This is a genomic window from Myxosarcina sp. GI1(2024) (assembly GCF_053543375.1).
In genome coordinates, this window is record NZ_JBKGTY010000009.1 from 67,013 (window position 1) to 86,598 (window position 19,586).

Annotated in this window: 19 protein-coding genes, 1 tRNA gene and 3 pseudogenes; 16 read left to right on the forward strand and 7 right to left on the reverse strand. The window is 39.2% G+C overall.

The window, feature by feature from the left end; translation table 11 throughout:
- The 4 genes from ACLFKQ_RS24540 to ACLFKQ_RS24555 all read right to left on the reverse strand — a co-directional run.
- A partial coding sequence (locus ACLFKQ_RS24540) for an IS6 family transposase (protein ID WP_449001685.1) occupies positions 1–350 on the reverse strand: 350 nt, incomplete at its 3' end.
- A gap of 240 nt (positions 351–590) precedes the next feature.
- Positions 591–1,154 carry a response regulator gene (locus ACLFKQ_RS24545; protein WP_449002315.1) on the reverse strand — a complete coding sequence of 188 codons (564 nt, stop codon included), beginning with the start codon at positions 1,152–1,154 and terminating at the stop codon, positions 591–593.
- A 1,328-nt stretch (positions 1,155–2,482) separates the two neighbouring features.
- Positions 2,483–2,992: a pentapeptide repeat-containing protein gene (locus ACLFKQ_RS24550; protein ID WP_449002316.1), complete on the reverse strand. Its 510-nt coding sequence runs from the start codon at positions 2,990–2,992 to the stop codon at positions 2,483–2,485.
- A gap of 117 nt (positions 2,993–3,109) precedes the next feature.
- Positions 3,110–4,000: a Sll0314/Alr1548 family TPR repeat-containing protein gene (locus ACLFKQ_RS24555; RefSeq protein ID WP_449002317.1), complete on the reverse strand. Its 891-nt coding sequence runs from the start codon at positions 3,998–4,000 to the stop codon at positions 3,110–3,112.
- 571 nt (positions 4,001–4,571) lie between these two features.
- Between ACLFKQ_RS24555 and ACLFKQ_RS24560 the strand changes: the two genes are divergently transcribed.
- The 4 genes from ACLFKQ_RS24560 (at position 4,572) to ACLFKQ_RS24575 (ending at position 6,072) form a co-directional block, all read left to right on the forward strand.
- Positions 4,572–5,228: a HEAT repeat domain-containing protein gene (locus tag ACLFKQ_RS24560; RefSeq protein ID WP_449002318.1), complete on the forward strand. Its 657-nt coding sequence runs from the start codon at positions 4,572–4,574 to the stop codon at positions 5,226–5,228.
- Between the two features lie 81 nt (positions 5,229–5,309).
- Positions 5,310–5,483 carry a hypothetical protein gene (locus ACLFKQ_RS24565; protein WP_449002319.1) on the forward strand — a complete coding sequence of 58 codons (174 nt, stop codon included), beginning with the start codon at positions 5,310–5,312 and terminating at the stop codon, positions 5,481–5,483.
- Positions 5,484–5,519: 36 nt separating this feature from the next.
- The gene (locus tag ACLFKQ_RS24570) at positions 5,520–5,783 is read left to right on the forward strand and encodes a hypothetical protein (protein WP_449002320.1); all 264 of its coding nucleotides are present in this window, start codon (positions 5,520–5,522) and stop codon (positions 5,781–5,783) included.
- Positions 5,784–6,000: 217 nt separating this feature from the next.
- Positions 6,001–6,072: transfer RNA gene (locus ACLFKQ_RS24575), tRNA-Lys, on the forward strand.
- A gap of 8 nt (positions 6,073–6,080) precedes the next feature.
- On the opposite strand, the gene ACLFKQ_RS24580 is transcribed toward ACLFKQ_RS24575, so the two are convergent.
- On the reverse strand, positions 6,081–6,593 hold the full coding sequence (locus ACLFKQ_RS24580) for an AAA family ATPase (protein ID WP_449002321.1): 513 nt from the start codon (positions 6,591–6,593) through the stop codon (positions 6,081–6,083).
- 75 nt (positions 6,594–6,668) lie between these two features.
- Positions 6,669–7,203 (reverse strand): annotated as a pseudogene (locus tag ACLFKQ_RS24585) (class I SAM-dependent methyltransferase).
- A gap of 307 nt (positions 7,204–7,510) precedes the next feature.
- Between ACLFKQ_RS24585 and ACLFKQ_RS24590 the strand changes: the two are divergent.
- A complete protein-coding gene (locus tag ACLFKQ_RS24590; RefSeq protein ID WP_449002322.1) occupies positions 7,511–9,187 on the forward strand; it encodes an L-lactate permease in 1,677 nt (558 codons plus the stop codon).
- Positions 9,188–9,991: 804 nt separating this feature from the next.
- On the opposite strand, the pseudogene ACLFKQ_RS24595 reads toward ACLFKQ_RS24590, so the two are convergent.
- Positions 9,992–10,303: pseudogene (locus ACLFKQ_RS24595) on the reverse strand (IS4 family transposase); the annotation flags it as partial.
- A gap of 338 nt (positions 10,304–10,641) precedes the next feature.
- On the opposite strand from ACLFKQ_RS24595, the gene ACLFKQ_RS24600 reads away from it, so the two are divergent.
- The 11 genes and pseudogenes from ACLFKQ_RS24600 to ACLFKQ_RS24650 all read left to right on the forward strand — a co-directional run bounded on the left by ACLFKQ_RS24600 (position 10,642) and on the right by ACLFKQ_RS24650 (position 19,582).
- Complete coding sequence (locus ACLFKQ_RS24600) at positions 10,642–11,142, forward strand: DUF2231 domain-containing protein (protein ID WP_449002323.1); 501 nt, start codon at positions 10,642–10,644, stop codon at positions 11,140–11,142.
- A complete protein-coding gene (locus tag ACLFKQ_RS24605; RefSeq protein WP_449002324.1) occupies positions 11,143–11,748 on the forward strand; it encodes a DUF2231 domain-containing protein in 606 nt (201 codons plus the stop codon).
- A 9-nt stretch (positions 11,749–11,757) separates the two neighbouring features.
- On the forward strand, positions 11,758–12,657 hold the full coding sequence (locus tag ACLFKQ_RS24610) for a cytochrome c oxidase subunit II (protein WP_449002325.1): 900 nt from the start codon (positions 11,758–11,760) through the stop codon (positions 12,655–12,657).
- 130 nt (positions 12,658–12,787) lie between these two features.
- Positions 12,788–14,431 (forward strand): cytochrome c oxidase subunit I, encoded by a 1,644-nt coding sequence (gene ctaD, locus ACLFKQ_RS24615; RefSeq protein WP_449002326.1) that lies wholly within the window; start codon positions 12,788–12,790, stop codon positions 14,429–14,431.
- A gap of 155 nt (positions 14,432–14,586) precedes the next feature.
- Positions 14,587–15,201, forward strand: a complete 615-nt coding sequence (locus ACLFKQ_RS24620; RefSeq protein WP_449002327.1) for a cytochrome c oxidase subunit 3 — start codon at positions 14,587–14,589, stop codon at positions 15,199–15,201.
- A gap of 134 nt (positions 15,202–15,335) precedes the next feature.
- Positions 15,336–15,698 carry a hypothetical protein gene (locus ACLFKQ_RS24625; protein WP_449002328.1) on the forward strand — a complete coding sequence of 121 codons (363 nt, stop codon included), beginning with the start codon at positions 15,336–15,338 and terminating at the stop codon, positions 15,696–15,698.
- 68 nt (positions 15,699–15,766) lie between these two features.
- Positions 15,767–16,300: a hypothetical protein gene (locus ACLFKQ_RS24630; RefSeq protein ID WP_449002329.1), complete on the forward strand. Its 534-nt coding sequence runs from the start codon at positions 15,767–15,769 to the stop codon at positions 16,298–16,300.
- Between the two features lie 177 nt (positions 16,301–16,477).
- Positions 16,478–16,603, forward strand: a complete 126-nt coding sequence (locus tag ACLFKQ_RS24635) for a hypothetical protein (protein ID WP_449002330.1) — start codon at positions 16,478–16,480, stop codon at positions 16,601–16,603.
- A 190-nt stretch (positions 16,604–16,793) separates the two neighbouring features.
- On the forward strand, positions 16,794–18,284 hold the full coding sequence (locus tag ACLFKQ_RS24640) for a GMC oxidoreductase (protein ID WP_449002331.1): 1,491 nt from the start codon (positions 16,794–16,796) through the stop codon (positions 18,282–18,284).
- A gap of 622 nt (positions 18,285–18,906) precedes the next feature.
- Positions 18,907–19,161: pseudogene (locus tag ACLFKQ_RS24645) on the forward strand (histidine kinase); the annotation flags it as partial.
- Between the two features lie 49 nt (positions 19,162–19,210).
- Positions 19,211–19,582 carry a histidine kinase dimerization/phosphoacceptor domain -containing protein gene (locus ACLFKQ_RS24650; RefSeq protein ID WP_449002332.1) on the forward strand — a complete coding sequence of 124 codons (372 nt, stop codon included), beginning with the start codon at positions 19,211–19,213 and terminating at the stop codon, positions 19,580–19,582.
- The last annotated feature ends 4 nt before the right edge of the window (positions 19,583–19,586 follow it).

A 19,586-nucleotide genomic window follows, 5' to 3' on the forward strand; every position in this document is an offset into this window, starting at 1 on the left:
TTAGCAGCTTGTTTATCTCTCCTGGCACTAAACATAAACTCTATGGTAATACCATTGCTGTCAACTGCTCTATATAGATATTTCCATTTTCCTTTGACCTTGAGATAAGTTTGATCTACTCGCCAAGAGTCATTAGTTGAGATGAGATGCTTTCTGGCTCTTCTTTCTATTTGTGGTGCATAAATCATCACCCATCGGTAAATCGTGGTGTGGTCTACAGATAGTCCTCGCTCTTGCATGATTTCTGCTAAATCACGATAACTCAAACCATAGCGGAGATACCACCTCACACAAAGTAAAATTATTTCTCCTTGAAAATGTTTCCACTTAAATGGTTGCTTTGAGTTCATCTGGTCTAGTAGTTATTTACGTTTGTTAAATACTACAAGTTTGTCTTAAGTTTTTGCAACATTACCATTTGTTCTAAATAAGTTGTCAATACTCTGCGATCGGTCAAACTATCATCGACTACTAAAACTTTATTCATAACTTAATTATCTCCAGGACAAACAAAGCGATACTGCTAGTGTGTAGAGTGCCCAAATTCTCGATAAAATTAACTACCGAATTTACAAAAGTTTAAGAGTATTTTATTCGGCTACAGAATTAACTTTATTAGTAAGAACTGAATCGCTACTTAAAGATGAGAGACTAATGTATTTTTTAAGAGCATCAATAATTTTGCTAGTTTCTATTGGTTTAGAGATGAAATCATCTGCACCTACGACCTTAGCTCGAACGCGATCGATAATGCCGTCATTGCCAGTCAAAATAACTATCGGTACATCTTTTAATTTAGACACTCTTCTAAGTTGAGAGCACAATTCATAGCCGTTGATTACGGGCATTCCGATATCCATAAAAATAAGACTAGGTACGGTTTTTATTAAAGTTGGTAGTACCTGAAAAGATTCTTGAATGCTGATAAAACGATAGTCGCATTTAGTAATAATTTCCTCCATAATTTTGCAAATTTGAGGGCTATCATCAATGCACGCAATTAGAGGTGTGCTTGAAGATTTGGTAATATCGGTGGGACAAAACTTCGCAGTATACTTAGGGAGATTGATATCTTCTACTTCTATTAAATCCAGCAATCCTTGCCGAACGTAGGGAATTAAGGAAGATGTTAGGGTAGTGATATCTTTATCCATCAGAAAACTTAAATCTCTTAATGTTCTCTGTCCATTTAACACTTTAATAAAGTTTTGATAAACAGTTAACGATACTTGTTCTCGTAATTCATGCGGTTTTTCGATCGTTGGAGCTAAATTAGGAGACCAGGCTTGAAGTCCTTTTTCTTGCCAAGCTAGCCAGACGCGACGTACATTATCGAGAATAGCTTCGACTTCTATAAAAAAATTCGACCTGGTCGAAGTTGAAACTAAAAATGAAGAAGTAGGTATTATTTCTGAAGAAATTTTTAAACCTCGTTCGTTTTCAAGCTGTATAAGATTGAAAAAGGTTTCTGTAATTTTATTTTTAATTAGCTCTAAGGCTGTTGCGCTTTCAATTAGTTGTCTTTGAATCAGAAAATTTAAAATAAAATAATTTATAATACAACAATCTATAGTTTCAAATTGTTCCGAATTTTTTAGCTTGAGATCTTCACAGTTGACCCGAGAGCAATATTTACTAATTAATCTGTTCTATGACCGGTTAGGATGAATGCCACCCTCAGTCCAAACCAGTTTGCCAAAACACATAAATATGAACCAGCTTGTTTTGTTAAGTTCTGATTGTACGATAATTTTTTGAGTATGTTGTTTGTGTTTAAAATAAGAAATGATATCTATTAATTGTTGAGAAATTTTACTCCGAGACTGTCGATTCATATTGGCTTCTAGAATAATTATTTAATTGTATTGCTATTAATTGTTGTTTGAAAAATACTGTTTTTTATGATAATTTTAGTTAATAATAATAAGTGCCTTTTTAGTGTATTTTGCGCATGTATCAGTGTAAATTGATTAAAATCAAGTTCGATCGAAATCTATATATCGAGTGCTAAGCCAAACTACTCGCAAAATTGAATACAGAATATTTATGAAAAATTTTAGAAATTTTTTCTATTTCATCTAAGAAACTTTATTCCGGAGTGCAGTCCTCTTATGGCTGAGTAATTGGCGACCAAATATTTATGACACAATCGATTTTGTCTATAACCTATACCCAATCATAAAGTTAAATTTATCGAACGAAAATAGTAAATTTACGTACTTAAACCTAGAAATCTACAAAAAATCTTCTCTACAAGAATCAAAAAGGTTCTGTTATCTGGTAGGAATTTAAAATGTATTGAATTGCGAAAGTGACTGCTATATTTTGGAGAATTGAACTATTTCGCGCTCGAGAGACAAAGCTTATTGATGGAGAGAATTCAAAGTTTTTAGAGGATATTTCATGCAGTTGTCGCTCGCAGCTATTTATTCCGTGCTGTTTTTTTCTTAGAGTATGATATTAAAGCTATAGTCGTTTAAAGTTAGTTTTTGCATCCCAAACTATCTTTGGTAGCTACTTTTGTAGTAGGGTTGATACCATCGGCTCGTTTACAGAGAAGGTACACTTGATAGCGGTCTAGAATTGCGTTGGTGAAGTCTGCTCCATGAATGGTAGTTCCGTCAAAAGAAGTACTGGTAGCTACAGCTTCGCGAAAGATAGCGTTGGTTAGATTAGAATTATCCAAAGCAACTCGATCCATCAGAGAACTGGTAAAGTTTGCGCCTGTTAGATTGGTGTTGATAAAAGTTGCTTTAGTCAAGATTGAATTGCTGACATCAGAGCCTTCAAAGTTGCTGCCTCGCGCATCGGCAGCCGCAAAAACCGCACCAACTAAGTTTTTGTGAGAAAAATCTCGATTGCGGATTTCGCTGTAAGTATAGTTAATTGCATTGTCTTGAGCTACAGTAGGATGAGCATCTAACAACAGCCAAATCATCGCGATCGCTAAAATTAATAGTAAACTAAGTACGCGTTGAATAGTTAAAAACATCTTTTTCTGAGGCTATAGTAAATTTATCGAGCTTTAATAATAATCTTAAAACAGCGATCGCTTTTTTTTGGCTGAAAATTATAGTAGAGGAGAGCGATTGGTAAATCACCCTAAAAGTTATTTTAAAGTCGCCCTAGATACTGCCTGAATTTCGTCAATTTTTTCTTGGGTTTGTCGGATTTCTCTTTCTAAAGGTTCGACTACAGATTCTGGTAATTGTTCGGAGCGGTTGGCAGCAATAGTGAAATTCTCTAGAGCTGCTTCTAAAGTAGTAATGTCCTGTTGTCTTTTGCCAATTTGTCTTAAAATTTGCCCTTTGAGATAGTAGTGTTCGGGATTATCCGGAGCTATTTCTAGAGCTTTATCGGCATATTCTAAAGCTCGTTCGTACTGTTCTAAGTCGCGATAAGCAACGGCTAGACCTCGGTTGACTAGATAATTTGGTGCGGCGTAGGTTTCAAAACGAGCGATTGCTTGCTCGGGACTAGAAAAGGGTAGGTTGACTGCTAATATTAGATCCATGTAGCCTTTAATCAAGTTTAACTCTGGATCGTCGCGATCGACATCTTCTGCTAGATCGAGATGCCTAAAAACCAACTGCAGCTTTTCAATAGCGGCAATAGCTCCTTCTTCTTGATAGAGATATGCTCCATTGAGAAAATGACCCACTGCTAAATACAGATTGCCACGTAAGGGGTCTTCACCACTCAATACCCTGGCGGTTTCTAGGGTTTTTAAGGCGTATTGCTGCAAATCCGACCAGTTTTCCTCTGTGTAGGCTAAAGAAGCCTGCATCGCATGTATTAGGGGTTCTTCAAATTCTTCAGATTCTGCTAAATCGAGTTCTGCTTCAACTGTTTTATAATTGCCTTGCAAGAAAACAGTTTTAAAAGCAGTCTCTGTTAGTTCGCCAATTTCACGGGCATTGTTTTCTCTGAAAGGATCGGCAGCTAGAGTCAGAGCGTTATCTAAGCCAAAAACAGTTCCTACGATTAATGATAGAGTCAAAAAAAGATTTTTGTAAGTCGATCTACTGAAATTTTTCATAGTTTATCGGCTAAATTTTGAAATTTTTGACGATTTTGTTCTTAACTAGTTCCCCAACTCTAAAACTAGCTTGAGTATAGAGATAAACTCCATAGAAGGAGACTTTTTTGAGTCCAGGAGAATAAGAACTAAGCCAAAAGCGTTCTCCCTTAATCGACCAACTGTAGCTCTCGTCAGTATCGAGAGCGATATGTGCCTCGTCAATCTAAACCAGTAACCCTCCAGTTTGAAGCGTCTTTTTCAATAGGACCGCTAGTTTTTCGAGAAATTCGGCTCCCTTCTGAGGATTCCCTTGGTTCGAGAGCTTACGCGCCTTCTTCCAGAAAAACCCACGCACCTCGGAGAGCTTTATGTATCGTGTCCCGACAACCACTCACCCCAAATATTAAGTGACTCTAATTCCCAGGTGCCGACAAGTTTACAGAAACGCTTCGTTGACTGTAGAAATTTTACTACCAAATCAACCGATCGAGCTATGGCAAGATATCTTAATAAGATTTAACATAATTTATAGATACTTTAAGAAATTCCTATGGAACTGCATCAGATTGAAACTTATCTCGACAGCTCTAATCCTCAGAATCGCATGAAAGCGATTACCGAGTTAAGGAACTACGAACCTAATTTGGTTGTCTCTCTACTAAAGCGAAGGATGAGCGATAAAGAATTTATCATTCGTTCTTTTGTGGCTACAGGTTTGGGACACAAACGGACAGACGAAGGTTTTGAGTTGTTACTAGATTTAATCGAGCACGACGACGATTATAATGTCAGAGCTGAAGCCGCTAATTCCTTAGCTAAATACGGCAAACGCGCCATTCCCCAGCTGGTGAAATTATTTCGACGAGACTCTCATTGGTTAGTACGCTATAGCATTCTTGCAGCTATCGAGCTAAAACGATATCCAGAAACTCTCTTAGAATTATCCGTTTTAGGTCTTAGGGGAAACGATTTAGTTGTCAAAGAAACAGTGCTCGCTATTTTAGGACAATTAGCTAAAACACCTCAAGAAGCCATAGCTCTAGAGCTTCTGCTTTCAGAAGCACAATCAGAGCAAGCTGCACTTCGTGCCCAAGTAGCCAGAGTCTTGAGAGATTTTGAAGACCCCAGAGCGAAAGCTGCTCTAGCAAATCTGCGACAGGATTCTGATTATCGAGTCGTCGGTGCAACTTTAGAAGGTCTCGTCTAGAGTCAACGAAATTAAAGCACTCACTTGGAACTCTGTGAAATGAGTTGAGTGCTTGCCTGCTTTTTTTTCCAAGAAATCATTATGAAAGTCAAGTGGTCACAGCTAGTTTTTAAAATTATCTTTTGGTTATTTGCTGAAATCTACCTAACGGTTATTGGCTTAGATAATCTAGCTGATTATGGCGAATTTGTCTTTCAATATAAAGCTCTGTCAACAATGGCTCAGGCTTTTACCATACTCAATTCCTCAAGTTAGATTTGAAGGAATCCCCACAGTTATGATTTTTTTTCAATGTTTCCCAATCTTCTTCAAGCAACAACAAAATACTGGCGCCAGCTAGATGAACTAGAAGTAGCTTATCAGCGAGGAGAAATCCCCTTGGAGGAAGTAGACGCAAAAGTAGCCGATTTAATGGCAGAACTCGCTAGGGAACGGCGCACTGCTTTGAATTATTTTTGGCATGCCTGTCGTCTAATGCTGACCAGACAAATAGAAACTCTCATCGGTTTGGCTGTGTTGACAATCGTTACTTATACTTGGGTCTTGACAAGTTAAGTATTCATGGCTTTCACGATAATGTAAGTTATATCGTCCGGTCTGAACATTAATTTCTGTCGCTTGACTTTAATTGTCGTTAAATAAATTAATACAATATACTTGTATTGACACAAAGAACAGAAGAATATTAAGCCAGCTAACAGCAGCAAATAGAGAAGAAACAAAGCTCGACGTATAATTTAACAATAAAAATCGAATTATTAGTCTTTTGGTTGGGTCACTAGCTCAATGGTAGAGCAGTGGACTCTTAATCCATTGGTTCAGGGTTCGAGTCCCTGGTGACCCATCGAGCAATTATTCCCCTAGTCTAGAAGAAACGGGAATTACTATTTGTATGTTAAAATCCTCTTCTTCGGTAGGAGGTTGAAAGTAACTATTGACTTCGTAGAAAATTTTTTCGGTATCAAAATCATTGCGACTTGGGTCGGTCGTTCGACGCTGTTCGATCTGCTTAATACAAAGAGCGTCACTTGCTTCGAGATAATATAATTTATGTGGTATTTTATATTCTAAAAATATCTCTTTAAACCAAGCTCTTTGATTATAGGTGTTACCTGGAAAATCCATCACTACAGAAATACCAGAATTTAAGAGATTTTGTACGTGTTTCTTTAATAAAGGCTTAAGACGAGATGAATACTTTATGTAATCAGCAAACACTTTAATTTCTTCCGGATAAATAGCCGTCAACCATTCATCTTCAGACAATAGTATGGCATGGTATTCTTTCGCCAGTTCGATCGCTTTGGTCGATTTACCAGATCCCATTTTTCCACAAAAGAAGATTAGTGTTCCTTGTTCACTCATGAAATTAATTACTTAATTTAATTACTGTTTCTTAATCTTTTTTGCCACGATAAACACCGCTTTGTTTTTGCCTGGTTACCATTGGTAGTCGAGTTCAAAACCAGCATTAGTCAAAGTTTCTGTCAACTAAACTACTTTTGTGGTAAAAACCTTGACCAAAGGGAAACCAAAAATTTGCTAAAACTCATATTATCTCCCAAACAAGCTGTACTGGTGACAAAAATTACCCCTGGTTTGAGCATTTGATAAACTTTAGCGATTGGACTTTCTTTGTTTTCTAGTAAATGCAAAATACTCAGTCCTAACACTACGTCATAGGTGCAATCTCTTACATCTGATACTTCGATAGTTAATCGTTCAAAGGTTACATTATTAAATTCTTGTGCCTCCGCTTTCTTGTTTGCTGAGATATCTATTGCCCGAATATGTTTAACGTAGTTTAACGTAGGGTGCGTGAATAATGGCAGTCGAGCTCATACCACAGCCAAACTCCAATACTTCCATCTCTGGCTCAAAGTATTCCTGGGTGACTTGCAATTGCTTCATCAGCGATTGGTTGTTTGGCATAGCGAGGGGCAATTTTGTCGTAAAATTGAGCAAACTGGTTCATCGTAATCTCCTGTCGCCTGTTTGCTCTAAATAGCTATAAAATTGACGACGTTGCTGAATCAAGACATGAATCGATAAGGTAGGGGGATATCTAAAAATATCAGATAGCGAATTAGCGACCGAATCGAATGTATCAAACTGTTTATTTCTTAATTAGACTGCATCCCTAGACTTAAAGCAATATTTTGAAGCATCTAGTCTAAAATAATCTTAAAGGCGAGGGACTTTAACTAGCGATCGTGCTCTTCTTACAAGAGGTCTAATCGTAGTAGATTGAAATGTATTGACATTCGATAGCAACACAATTAATGGAACTAGCCTTCTATTGTTTACTAGCTTTAGCTCCAATTGTCACGGTCTTTTTGTTATTGGTAATTGCTAGGCGTTCAGCAAAACAAGCGATGCCAGTAGCATATATAGTAACAACAGCGATCGCTCTATTAATTTGGCAAGTTCCGATTGCTGTATTGGCTGCTTCTACCATTCAAGGCTTAGTAATGGCAGCAGAGATTCTCTACATCATCTTTGGAGCAATTCTGTTGCTCAATGTTTTAAAAGCGTCTGGTGCGATCGCTACTATTCGTCAGGGTTTATTAGGAGTTTCTCCTGACAGACGCATTCAGGCGATAATTATTGTTTGGTTGTTTGGTAGTTTTCTTGAAGGCGCTTCGGGCTTTGGTACTCCTGCTGCTGTCTGTAGTCCTCTTTTGGTAGCCTTGGGTTTTCCCGCTCTAGCTGCTGTAATGGTAGCCTTAATTGCTAATAGTACCGCGGTTGTATTTGGAGCAGTCGGCGTTCCAGTTCTGTTGGGTATTGATACTGGTCTTCAGGGAGCAGTAGTAGTAAATAACTACCTGACTGCACTAAATCTAACTTATGCCGAGTATTTCGAGCGTATTGTGATTAGAATAGGTGTTTTAAATAGCATTGTTGGCACTTTGATTCCTTTATTAATGGTAGGTTGCTTAACTCGCTATTTTGGGCGACGTAAATCCTGGTGGGAAGGATTGGCGGTATGGCGCTTCGCTCTGTTCGCGGGATTGGCTTTTACTATTCCTTCTTGTTTGACTGCTGTTTTTTTAGGACCAGAATTCCCCTCGTTGATTGGTGGTTTAGTGGGTTTAGCGATCGTAGTTCCAGCAGCAAGACGAAGATTTTTAATCCCAAAACGAGTCTGGGATTTTCCACCAGTAGCGAACTGGGAGGATAGATGGATGGGAAGTTTGACAGCAGCAATTGACAATGGAGTAAAAAGTCTGGGCTTATTCAAAGCCTGGACTCCCTATGTTTTGGTAGGATTGTTGCTAATGCTATCGCGACTAAACTTTTTACCGTTTCAAGGATTGCTCAAAGCGCTTCAACTAAATTTTCCTGCTGTTTTAGGAACGGAAATCGGAGTAAATTCTGAACCCTTTTATCTACCAGGAACCATATTTATTTTAGTAGCTATTTTGACTTATTTTCTTCATAGCGTGAAGACAGAGGTCATGTTTCAAGCAACCTCGAATGCGGTTATAACTCTAGGAGGAACTGCCCTGGTTCTTGCTGCTGCCGTACCAATGGCTAGAGTATTTATTAACTCTGGGTTTAATGAATCTGGCTTGGCAAGTATGCCCGTGACTCTGGCAGATGGAGTTGCTAATTTAGCTGCTCAAAGTTGGCCTCTGTTTGCTCCCATTATTGGAGCAATGGGTTCTTTTATCGCTGGTAGTGCCACCGTAAGCAATATGATGTTTTCCCTATTTCAATTTGGAGTAGCTGCAAAACTCGATATTTCTGGTGCAATTGTCGTAGCCTTACAAGCTATGGGAGCGGCGGCTGGCAATATGATTTGTGTTGCCAACGTGGTTGCTGCTTCTGCTACTGTTGGCTTGAGCGGCTGTGAAGGGTTACTGATTCGCAGAGTGCTATTTCCTCTGATTTATTATCTTATCGGTGCTGGTATTCTTGGTTTAACGGCAATTTATGTTCTAAAAACCGTCTAAGCAAAGTTAATCTATGAGCTCAAATTCATCTGGTAAAAACAGCTCGATTGGACTGCGAATTCTGTTGACTTCTCTTTGACACTTATCTATGCGTATAAAATAAATACCATCGGTAGTACAACCCGAGATTTTTCCCTGGCAATCCTTCTGAGAACCTCTAGTGATTTTTACTGGAGTATCTATAACGTAACCTTTAATTTTGTAGTTACATGAGATTGTTTTGGTTTTTAAGTCGCTCATTTTCTCTCCTTTAGTGACAATGACGAGAACGTTTTGTCATCAAAACGCTATTCAAATTATGATAAAATTTCGTCCTAGTCTAAAATTACAAAAATAATTTGAGGAAATTATGAGAAACTGTCGCTCGATTCAATCTTAATATCTCTCTTCTTGAGTGTGGACATGATTGCCATCTTAGCCAGCATTGGCGAAGCCAGAGGATGAAACAACATTGAACTGTATGCTGAGGTCCATGCTCAATGGCTGGAGACATTTCTTGAAATTTCCCACGCCGATTGTTATCGTCGTGTCTTTGCCCGAATTGAATCGAATGCCTTGCACCGTTGATTTCAGCGTTAGGTTACAGAGATACTCAAGGACACTGGGGGCAAGTGATTGGGATTGATGGTAAAAACCATGCGTGGCTCTACTCAAGTCCCGATCGCTCACATCCAAAATTATTAGGCTAACTTGGAAAAGGTTTAGAGTATGCGGTAGCAATGAATGAGACTAGAAGATTTGACTAAAGGGCAACGGTTAGAGGAGTATTGCCAGATCGCCTAATTACAGTTATCGATCCTAAAAAAGAAGATTAAATCGCTTTTGACCACAAGACCACTCGGTTCTGTCTGTACTTAGAATCCAAGGCTGCGGGATATCCATTAAAGTAACGACAACTTTGGCAATTACAGAATAATCTAAATCAAAGAAACGTTGTAATCGCTTATGTTTCGAGTTTGTTTTAGCATTACTCCGAAAACCTGTTGCTAACTTTACTAAGTTTATTGTCTTCACTCTCAGTAATGCAATTAGAAACAGAGCTAGAAGATTTAAACGCGCCCCATGCCATCCCAATAATGGTTTTAATGTCTGTCGCAGTAAGTCAATCTGATTCATCAGGGGTTTACTGACTATGTTTGGTTCCTGGTCATGAAACCTCTTTCTCATCACACTTTGCAACCCCCCATCTTATTTTTTGTCCCGTACTTAGGAAACTCGATAGATAGTTTTTGTAATGATAACAACTTTGCCAAGTACTAGAAAATGTTAGTTTATTCGGTGAGAAATAAAGCTTAAATCAAGCTCAAAGTCTAAAGATTACTTTTTTATTTTAAGGAAGTTAAAAGTACTAGAGAGCGAGCCGCTTGCAGATTATTTAACAGCCATTGCCACCTAAAAGCTGATCTTATCGAGCGATCGCAAATTTTTAGTTCAGTAAACTAGGATTAAAAAAGATGTTTGAAAATTTACTTCCACCGCTTAACGACCATAATTTACCCTACCCCGATACCATTCATCCGATCGTCGTGCATTTTGTGATTGCAATGGTATTATTTGCGTTTCTCTGCGATGTTGTGGGTTATTTCAGCAAAAACTATAAACTTTTTGAAGTTAGTTGGTGGAACATGTTTTTTGCTACGATCTCGATTTTTATTGCAGTTGTCTTCGGACAAATCGAAGCTGGACTGGCGATCGCTTATGATGCCGTCGAACCAGTATTAAATTTACATACTATTATTGGCTGGTCGCTATCGGGAATTATTGCGGCGATTACAGCTTGGCGTTACGTCATTCGCTCTCAAGACCCCAAAAAAATGCCTGTGGCATACTTAGGTGTGGGAGTTTTACTGACAGGCTTAGTATTTTATCAAATATACCTGGGAGATGAATTAGTCTGGGTATACGGCTTACATACAGTTCCCGTAGTCGAAGCTACTAAGGAGGGACTGCTGTAAATGAACTCAGAGTTAGTCGAGCAATTATCGAATCAATTAGGAGCGAATGGACTACCTTACCCGATTCCGATTCATCCTAATTTAGTTCATCTCACTTTAGGATTATTTATTATCGCGATTGCTTTCGATATAGTTGGGGTATTGTTTCCCTTCGATCGCGCTGTATTCAAATATTTAGCCATTCCCGCTACCCGTTCCAATTTCTTTGATGTCGGTTGGTACAATATGCTAGCTGCCGCAATCGTTACTTTCTTGACAGTGGGATTCGGCTTCTATGAAATTATGCTGGTAGATTCCACTCCAGAGATCGAGAGTGCTTGGGGTTTAGGAGCGATGGAAACTATGCTGTGGCACGGCGTAGGGGGAGTTTTTCTCCTAGCGGCGATCGTTGGTATGACTGTATGGCGAGGCTTTCAACGCTATGTATGGCGTAGCGATAACAGCCAACAAGTACAGTGGGTATATCTGCTAGCCGGTTTGGTTATTATGTTCGTCATGTATCTTCATGGCACTTTAGGAGCGCAACTAGCAGCCGAATTTGGCGTTCATAATACTGCGGGCAACTTACTGCGTCTGGGTCAAGACCCCAACAACGTACTAAAATGAGGTGTTTTTGTGAGATTTAAAAGAATATTAACGATCGGCACGATCGCTTTAGTCTTAGCGGGAATTAGTGTGTGGGTGGGACAACTATCCTATTCCTGGTTTCCTCCTCAAGCCTCTGCCGAAGCCATCCTAATCGATAAATTATTTAGTTTGTTAACGACGATCGGCACCTTCATTTTCCTTGGCGTAACTGTAGCGATTATCTACAACCTAATTTTTCATCGGGCGGGTAGATACGATACCAGCGATGGTCCGCCTGTAGAAGGTAATCTAACTCTAGAGATCGTTTGGACGGCAACTCCTTTGCTGATTGTCTTTGGCATTGCTGCTTTTAGCTACCAAACGTACGATCGCATGGATTTACATGGTCCCAGAGAAATCGCTCACCTACCGCAACTCATAGAATCTGCCTATGCTGATACCGGCATAACAACAGCAGAACCGATGACCGATGTTGAAGTCGATTCTAAGCAGTGGGCGTGGGTGTTTCGCTATCGGGAGAAAAACGTTACCAGCACCGAACTCCATCTACCCGTAGATCGACGCACTCATTTGACGATGCGATCGCAGGATGTAATTCACGGCTTCTATATTCCTGCATTTCGAGTAAAACAAGATATCATTCCCCCTAAAACCGTAGACTTCGAATTTACTCCCATTCGCATCGGTAAATATCGCCTCAGAGATTCTCAATATAGCGGTACTTACTTTGCTGCCATGCAAACAGATGTTGTTGTCGAATCCCAAGAAGATTACCAGCGCTGGTTAGAGCGAGCCGCCGCACAAAAACCTTCTCCCGCACCCAACCAAGCAAGTCTAGAATATGCCCTTAGAGAGGAAAATGGTGATTCTGCTGCCTGGAAAACGGTCGTTCCCGCACCTGCCCCAGTAGTTAATCATCATCCGTAAAATTGTTATTTGTTCCTTGTCCTTTGTCATTTGTTGTTTGTCTTTTGACCTTCCTTGTTTGTTCTTGATCGCCAACGACTAATGACTGACGACTGACGACTAACCATCGACGACTAACGACTAATAACCAATGACCCAAATCACCACAGATCCCCAAGAATTTCTCCAAGAAACGCCTCCCAACTGGCGACGTTATTTTAGCTTTAGTACCGATCACAAAGTAATTGGCATTCAATATTTAGTTACCTCATTTTTCTTCTTTCTCTTAGCTGGCATCTTTGCCATGATTATGCGGGGAGAATTAATCACTCCCGAACCAGACTTGCTCGATCGCACGGTATATAATGCGCTGTTTACCATGCACGGCACGATTATGCTGTTTGGCTGGACTTTTCCCGCTTTGGCAGGCTTTGCTAACTATCTCGTTCCGCTGATGATTGGGGCGAGAGACATGGCATTTCCCCGTCTGAATGCCGCAGCATTTTGGATGATTCCCGTAGTCGGTATTTTATTTATCCTCAGTTTTCTCGTTCCTGGCGGTCCTTCCCAGTCTGGTTGGTGGGCATATCCTCCCGTCAGTCTGCAAAATCCCACCGGACAGCTACTTAACGGTCAGTTTATTTGGCTGTTGGCTGTAGCAATATCTGGGGTATCTTCAATTATGGGGGCGGTCAACATCGTCACTACCATCGTGCGGATGCGTGCCCCCGGTATGGGTTGGTTTAAAACTCCTGCTTTTGTCTGGACGGTAATGGCAGCCCAAATCATCCAACTCTATGGTTTACCCGCCCTAACTGCCGGTGCGGTCATGCTGCTATGCGACCTTACTTTTGGTACGGCATTTTTCGATCCTGCCCAGGGAGGCAATCCAGTTTTATTCCAGCATTTTTTCTGGTTCTATTCCCATCCTGCGGTATACGTAATTATTTTGCCTATATTTGGCATTTTTTCGGAAATTTTTCCCGTATATGCCCGCAAGCCTTTATTTGGTTATAAAGTCGTCGCCGTTTCTTCTTTGATTATCACTGGCTTAAGCGGCATCGTCTGGGTACATCATATGTTTGCCAGCGGTACTCCTGGGTGGATGCGGATGGCATTTATGTTTAGCACCATGCTGATTTCCGTTCCTACGGGAATTAAAGTCTTTGCCTGGGTAGGAACGATTTGGGGAGGTAAACTCCGTCTCGATACCCCGATGCTGTTTGCCTTGGGAGGACTAATTAACTTTGTCTTTTCCGGAATCACGGGAATTATGCTTTCTTCTACTCCCATCGATATTCACGTCAACAACACCTATTTCGTAGTGGGACACTTTCACTATGTTCTCTACGGTGCGGTGGTATTCGGACTATATGCCGCCATCTATCACTGGTTTCCCAAAATGACGGGCAAAATGTACTACGAAAGCCTAGGTAAACTCCATTTCTGGCTGACTTTTATCGGTACTGGGCTAAACTTTATCCCCATGCACCCCGTAGGCTTAATGGGAATGCCCCGTCGTGTTGCTTCCTACGATCCCGAATTTGCCTTTTGGAATGTCTTGGCTAGTATCGGTGCGTTTGTACTGGGTATTTCCACCATCCCCTTCCTGTTAAACATGGTTAGTTCTTGGATTTCAGGTAAAAAAGCCCCTGATAACCCCTGGCGGGCGATCGGCTTAGAATGGCTGGTTTCCTCTCCCCCTGATGTCGAAAACTTTGAAGGAATCCCCGTAGTCGTGTCCGAACCCTATGGATATGGGAAAAATGAACCATTGACGGAAAATATGGGTTAGTTATTTATCATTAGACTTGAGAAGGCAGGAGGCAGGAGGCAGGAGGCAGAGGAAGAACATATACTGCTGTCATGCTTTACCTCATGACTTAGACTAGTCGATTGACAAAGGACGAAGGACAAAGCACAAACGACAAACTACAAAGGACATTCATTATGACTGATAGTACCATTACCCAAGAAGAATTACAGCGATCGCGCCAACAGGAAATCGTACACGAACACGATGAAGCTGGCAATAGTATGTTCGGCTTTATTGTTTTCTTGCTATCTGAAAGCGTTATTTTCCTCAGTTTTTTTGCGGGATATATTATCTACAAAACTACCACGTCCGACTGGCTTCCCCCGGGTATTGAAGGGTTGGAAGTTAGAGAACCTGCTATTAATACTGTAGTGTTAGTTTCTAGTAGTTTTGTAATTTATATCGCTGAAAGATTTTTACACCAAGAAAATCTTTGGGGTTTTCGTTGCTTTTGGCTGTTAACAATGGCAATGGGTAGCTATTTCCTCTACGGACAAGCAGTAGAGTGGAATAGCCTGGAATTTGGTTTTACTTCTGGCGTTTTTGGCGGAATTTTTTATCTGCTGACTGGCTTTCACGGCTTGCACGTTTTAACGGGAGTGCTATTGCAAACGATTATGCTGTTTCGTTCTTTTGTTCCTGATAATTACAAAGGGGGACAATTTGGCGTAGAAGCAACCTCGCTATTTTGGCACTTTGTCGATGTGATTTGGATTATTTTGTTTATTTTGATCTATGTCTGGCAGTAATTGCTTAGGACAACGATCACAATACAACGAAGTCATATAGCCTTCAACTTTTACATTAATGGATCGGGAAATAAATCTAGTCAAGCATTTATCCTATTTTTGGGAATTATATGAATAACTTGATTTAGGTAAATATGATGAAATATATAATCAGACCCGTTCTTCTCGAACCTAAAGAGCTACAAGAAATTGATGAAAATGAGTATAAAGAAATTGTTCGTGCCCAAAAACTAGCTTGGGATATTCTTTTGGTCAAAGAACTTTTTTCTTATGTAGTTAGAAACTTTAATCGACTAGAAAGCGAAATACAAAAAATAGAGATTGAAGCTAAGGGTGATTTTGATAAATTCGGAGAACAGTGTAGAAATGGTACTTTTCATCTCAATAATATCCACATGTTTAATCTGCTTGTAATGAATTTACTAACTACTTGTAAATCGTATTTAGAGCTATTTATGTATAAAAGTAAGCAAGATAAAGAAAAAAACTTTTTTTAGATGAAAATAATGTACGTAATATTTTAAAAAACCTAAAAAAAGAGCATCATGATACAAATATTATATGTATGTTTTTTTGGGAATTAAGAAATTATGCACAGCATCACTCGAAACCAGTCACTGGTAGTCCTTACTCAATTAATAGTGGAAAAATTAGAATCGAGCTGACAATCAATGCTAAAAAAGTATTAGAAAGAATGAAAGAAAAACAATTACGAACATTAAATATATCAGATGCTATTTATAATTTCAAAGCTTATCTAGAACAAAATTTTTCATATTTTTCTCGAACAAAATTAGAAGATTATCCTAAGCAGCTAGATATTAGACTACTGATCAAAGAGTATATTGTATTAATCAAAAAGATTAATGATGAATTTAATAAAGAGTTAGATTTAAAGTTTGAGGAGACCAAGAGTGTACTCAAACAAAAAATTCAACACTATTGTCAAGACGAATTACCAGACTCAGCCTTTGAAATTTATAGACAAAACTCAGAAACTAAAAGAATCGAGAAGCGTTCTGAGGTATCTCTCAAACCCATAAAAAATTGGGAATTAATAATAGAAAAATATTCTAATTTAGATTTAATTTTTAATTAATTTAATATAAATTTTTCTAGACAATGGATAAAGTAAATTACTACCGTCAAATTATTCAAAAATTTATTAAAGTTTTTGCGGCTGACGATCTTGAAGTACGACTTATATTAGATTCAAAATGCGATCGCTTTTTCAGATAAAAATTGGTATCATAAAATTTGATCGAGAGTTTAAATCATGTTAAGAGACACCCTTAAACAAGAAATAGATAACCTTAATGAAGAGCAGCTACAAAAAATTCCTGACTTTATTGCTTTATTAAAAACTCAGAATAAGATGTTTATCGAGAATGGCGCAGCTTAGTAGTCAAGTTTAATGTTTCAGGAGTTCAAGTTCATGATGCTCGTTTAGTTGCGTCAATAAAGGTAAATAAAATATCCCATATTTTCACTTTAAATGTTAAAGACTTCGCCAGATATAGCAGTGAAAACATCTTGGCAGTATCCCCAGAAGTAGTCTAATGACCAATAACCAATAACAAAGGACAAATAAGATGATTATCGACGACCAATTTTACGATGTAATTATTGTTGGCACTGGTGCGGGGGGTGGTACCCTAACTCGCAAACTGGCAGAAGCTGGTAAAAAGATTCTGGTTTTAGAACGGGGAGAATTTACCGAAAAGGAAAGTTCGGAATTAGTTGAGGTAGAAGTTTTTAAAAAAGAAGATTATCACGCCCCCGAACAGTGGTACGATCGCGACGGCGAACCCTTTCATCCTCAAACTAGCTATTGCGTGGGGGGAAATACCAAAATCTATAGCGGCGCGTTGTTGCGTCTGCGAGAACGGGATTTCGAGCGAGTGCAGCATCAAGAGGGGATTTCACCTGAATGGGGTTTAAAGTATCGGGATTTTGAACCATATTACACTGCCGCCGAAAAACTCTATCGCGCTCATGGCAAAGTTGGAGAAGATCCCACCGAACCACCCAGAAGCGAAGATTATCCCCATACTCCAGTCGATCGCGCTCCGCAGATCCAAGAAATTGGCGATCGCCTGTCTCGATACGGACTACATCCGGCTTACCTTCCTATTGGTATTGGTGATGAAGGACGCAGCGACTCAGAAGATACGGGGATAAGTCCCGCTATTCGTGCCGGTGAGAACGTAACTCTAAAAACTTCAGCGAAAGTAGTTGCTTTACATACCAATTCTTCGGGAAGGGAAGTTAAAGCAGTAGAGGCGCAGATTAAAGGACAATCCTATCTATTTATGAGTCATATTGTCGTACTTTCTTGTGGTGCGATCAACTCTGCTGCCTTATTATTGCGATCGGCAAATGAAAAACATCCTCAAGGGTTGGCAAATAGTTCCGACTTGGTGGGACGTAACCTGATGAAACATTTGATGACGGTAATTCTTCAGCAGTCTCCCCAACCTAATTCGGGTTTGTTTCAACGCACTCTCTACATCAACGATTTTTATTGGGGTGACAAAGACTTTTCCTATCCTATGGGATACATTCAAGATGCGGGTGGTATTCTTCAAGACGTGATTTTTTCGGAATCTCCGCCGATTTTATCCGTCGCTGCCAAAATTATGCCAGGTTTTGGCTTAAAACAGTTAGCCAAACGATCTATCGGTTGGTGGTTACAAACGGAAGATTTACCCGATCCTAAAAACCTAGTATATATTAAGGGAGAAAAACTATATCTAGACTATACTCCCAACAACTTAGAGGCACACGATCGCCTGCTATATCGTTGGCAAGAAATACTCAAAGCTACTGACAAACAGTCTCGCGGTATTCATCCTTACGGCAGTACGCCCATTCAAGTAGTGGCTCATCAATGCGGTACCTGCCGTTTTGGCACAGATCCCCAATCTTCCGTGTTGGATCTTAACTGTCGCACCCACGATGTTGATAATCTCTATGTTGTCGATAGCAGTTTTTTTCCTTCTAATGCGGCGGTAAGTCCTGCTTTGACTGTTATTGCTAATGCTTTAAGAGTTGGAGAGCGATTGAATGAAAGACTGGCATAAACCCAAAAAAGTTACGTACTTGCATAATATAACCCTCAGATTTTACGGATAAGGGAGATCGAACACATTTAACCGCGTTCTGAACGAAAATTTTACAGCCACGTGGCTGACAAACTTTAAGGAGATACTGACCTAGAACACGGATTCAGTAATAAGCGGTTAAGTGTCAGAGATTACCCTTCTTCTGTCAGACTCCGAAAACTATAGCAAATTCTAAGTTCTGTGACCATTATCTACTATGCGATCGCGGAGTTTTTTCTTAATAGAAATTTTTTTAGGCGGACGGATGACGAAAATTTGACTACAAATTGCTCAATGAATTGATATTGTTTTCCTTGAAAACCTTTTCCTAATATGAAATATCGGAAAGTGACAGAAGAGGGGTACTGCGGAAATAAATTCCGTAGCCTGCTCTGCTGCTCTGACCGTTGGTCAACATTTATCTGTAGAGCAAGAAAGAGAACTCTACGGAATCTACAATCAAGTCCTAAGCCGATTAGTAAACATGATTAACAATCCCAATCGCTGGGTTGTAGGTAAGTAGAGAAATTATGTATTTACTCTGAAGACTTAATGACTTGTTTGTAGTTATAAACTAGAGACAAGAATCTATAATTTTTTAATGTTTAGTTCTACTAATATTTTTATTTTTAACCGAATATTTGCTCAATTTATTTCTCACGGACATTGTTATCTTTGGCAATCTAATTTGGTTGGACTTCATTTAATTTCTGACCTAATTATTGTTCTTTCCTATTATTCGATTCCGATCGCTTTGCTGTATTTTGTAGGTAAACGTAAAGATTTACCTTATTCTTCAGTATTTTTACTATTTGGAGCTTTCATTATTTCCTGTGGAACTACCCATTTAATGGAAAACGGACTTATTATCACTTACTTTTCACGATATTATACATCCAGATGATTTGGATACCGATCTTGGCTTTGTATCCCAGGTACTCGAAGGCAAAATTAGCAACTATCAAATAGAAAAACGATATTTACATCGGCTAGGACGCGAAGTGTGGATTCAGCTTAGTGTTTCTCTAGTTAAAAACGATCGAGATCTTTCACAATATTTTATCGCTCAAGTTCAAGATATCACTACCCGTAAACTAGCAGAAGCTCGCCTTAATAAATCTCTTAAAGAGAAAGAAGTGATGCTACAAGAAATACATCATCGGGTCAAAAATAATTTACAAGTAATTTGCAGCTTATTGAATCTTCAATCTCGGTACTTACGAGATAAACGGTTCTGTTGCAAAAAATCCGAACAGAGAGAATATACCTGTGATTAACTAA

Coding starts and splice junctions, on each gene's coding strand:
- ACLFKQ_RS24545 (WP_449002315.1), bottom strand. CDS start 1,154: ATGGATAAAGATATCACTACCCTAACATCTTCCTTAATTCCCTACGTT.
- ACLFKQ_RS24550 (WP_449002316.1), bottom strand. CDS start 2,992: ATGTTTTTAACTATTCAACGCGTACTTAGTTTACTATTAATTTTAGCG.
- ACLFKQ_RS24560 (WP_449002318.1), top strand. CDS start 4,572: ATGGAACTGCATCAGATTGAAACTTATCTCGACAGCTCTAATCCTCAG.
- ACLFKQ_RS24565 (WP_449002319.1), top strand. CDS start 5,310: ATGAAAGTCAAGTGGTCACAGCTAGTTTTTAAAATTATCTTTTGGTTA.
- ACLFKQ_RS24570 (WP_449002320.1), top strand. CDS start 5,520: ATGTTTCCCAATCTTCTTCAAGCAACAACAAAATACTGGCGCCAGCTA.
- ACLFKQ_RS24580 (WP_449002321.1), bottom strand. CDS start 6,593: ATGAGTGAACAAGGAACACTAATCTTCTTTTGTGGAAAAATGGGATCT.
- ACLFKQ_RS24590 (WP_449002322.1), top strand. CDS start 7,511: ATGGAACTAGCCTTCTATTGTTTACTAGCTTTAGCTCCAATTGTCACG.
- ACLFKQ_RS24600 (WP_449002323.1), top strand. CDS start 10,642: ATGTTTGAAAATTTACTTCCACCGCTTAACGACCATAATTTACCCTAC.
- ACLFKQ_RS24605 (WP_449002324.1), top strand. CDS start 11,143: ATGAACTCAGAGTTAGTCGAGCAATTATCGAATCAATTAGGAGCGAAT.
- ctaD (WP_449002326.1), top strand. CDS start 12,788: ATGACCCAAATCACCACAGATCCCCAAGAATTTCTCCAAGAAACGCCT.
- ACLFKQ_RS24620 (WP_449002327.1), top strand. CDS start 14,587: ATGACTGATAGTACCATTACCCAAGAAGAATTACAGCGATCGCGCCAA.
- ACLFKQ_RS24625 (WP_449002328.1), top strand. CDS start 15,336: ATGATGAAATATATAATCAGACCCGTTCTTCTCGAACCTAAAGAGCTA.
- ACLFKQ_RS24630 (WP_449002329.1), top strand. CDS start 15,767: ATGTTTTTTTGGGAATTAAGAAATTATGCACAGCATCACTCGAAACCA.
- ACLFKQ_RS24635 (WP_449002330.1), top strand. CDS start 16,478: ATGTTAAGAGACACCCTTAAACAAGAAATAGATAACCTTAATGAAGAG.
- ACLFKQ_RS24640 (WP_449002331.1), top strand. CDS start 16,794: ATGATTATCGACGACCAATTTTACGATGTAATTATTGTTGGCACTGGT.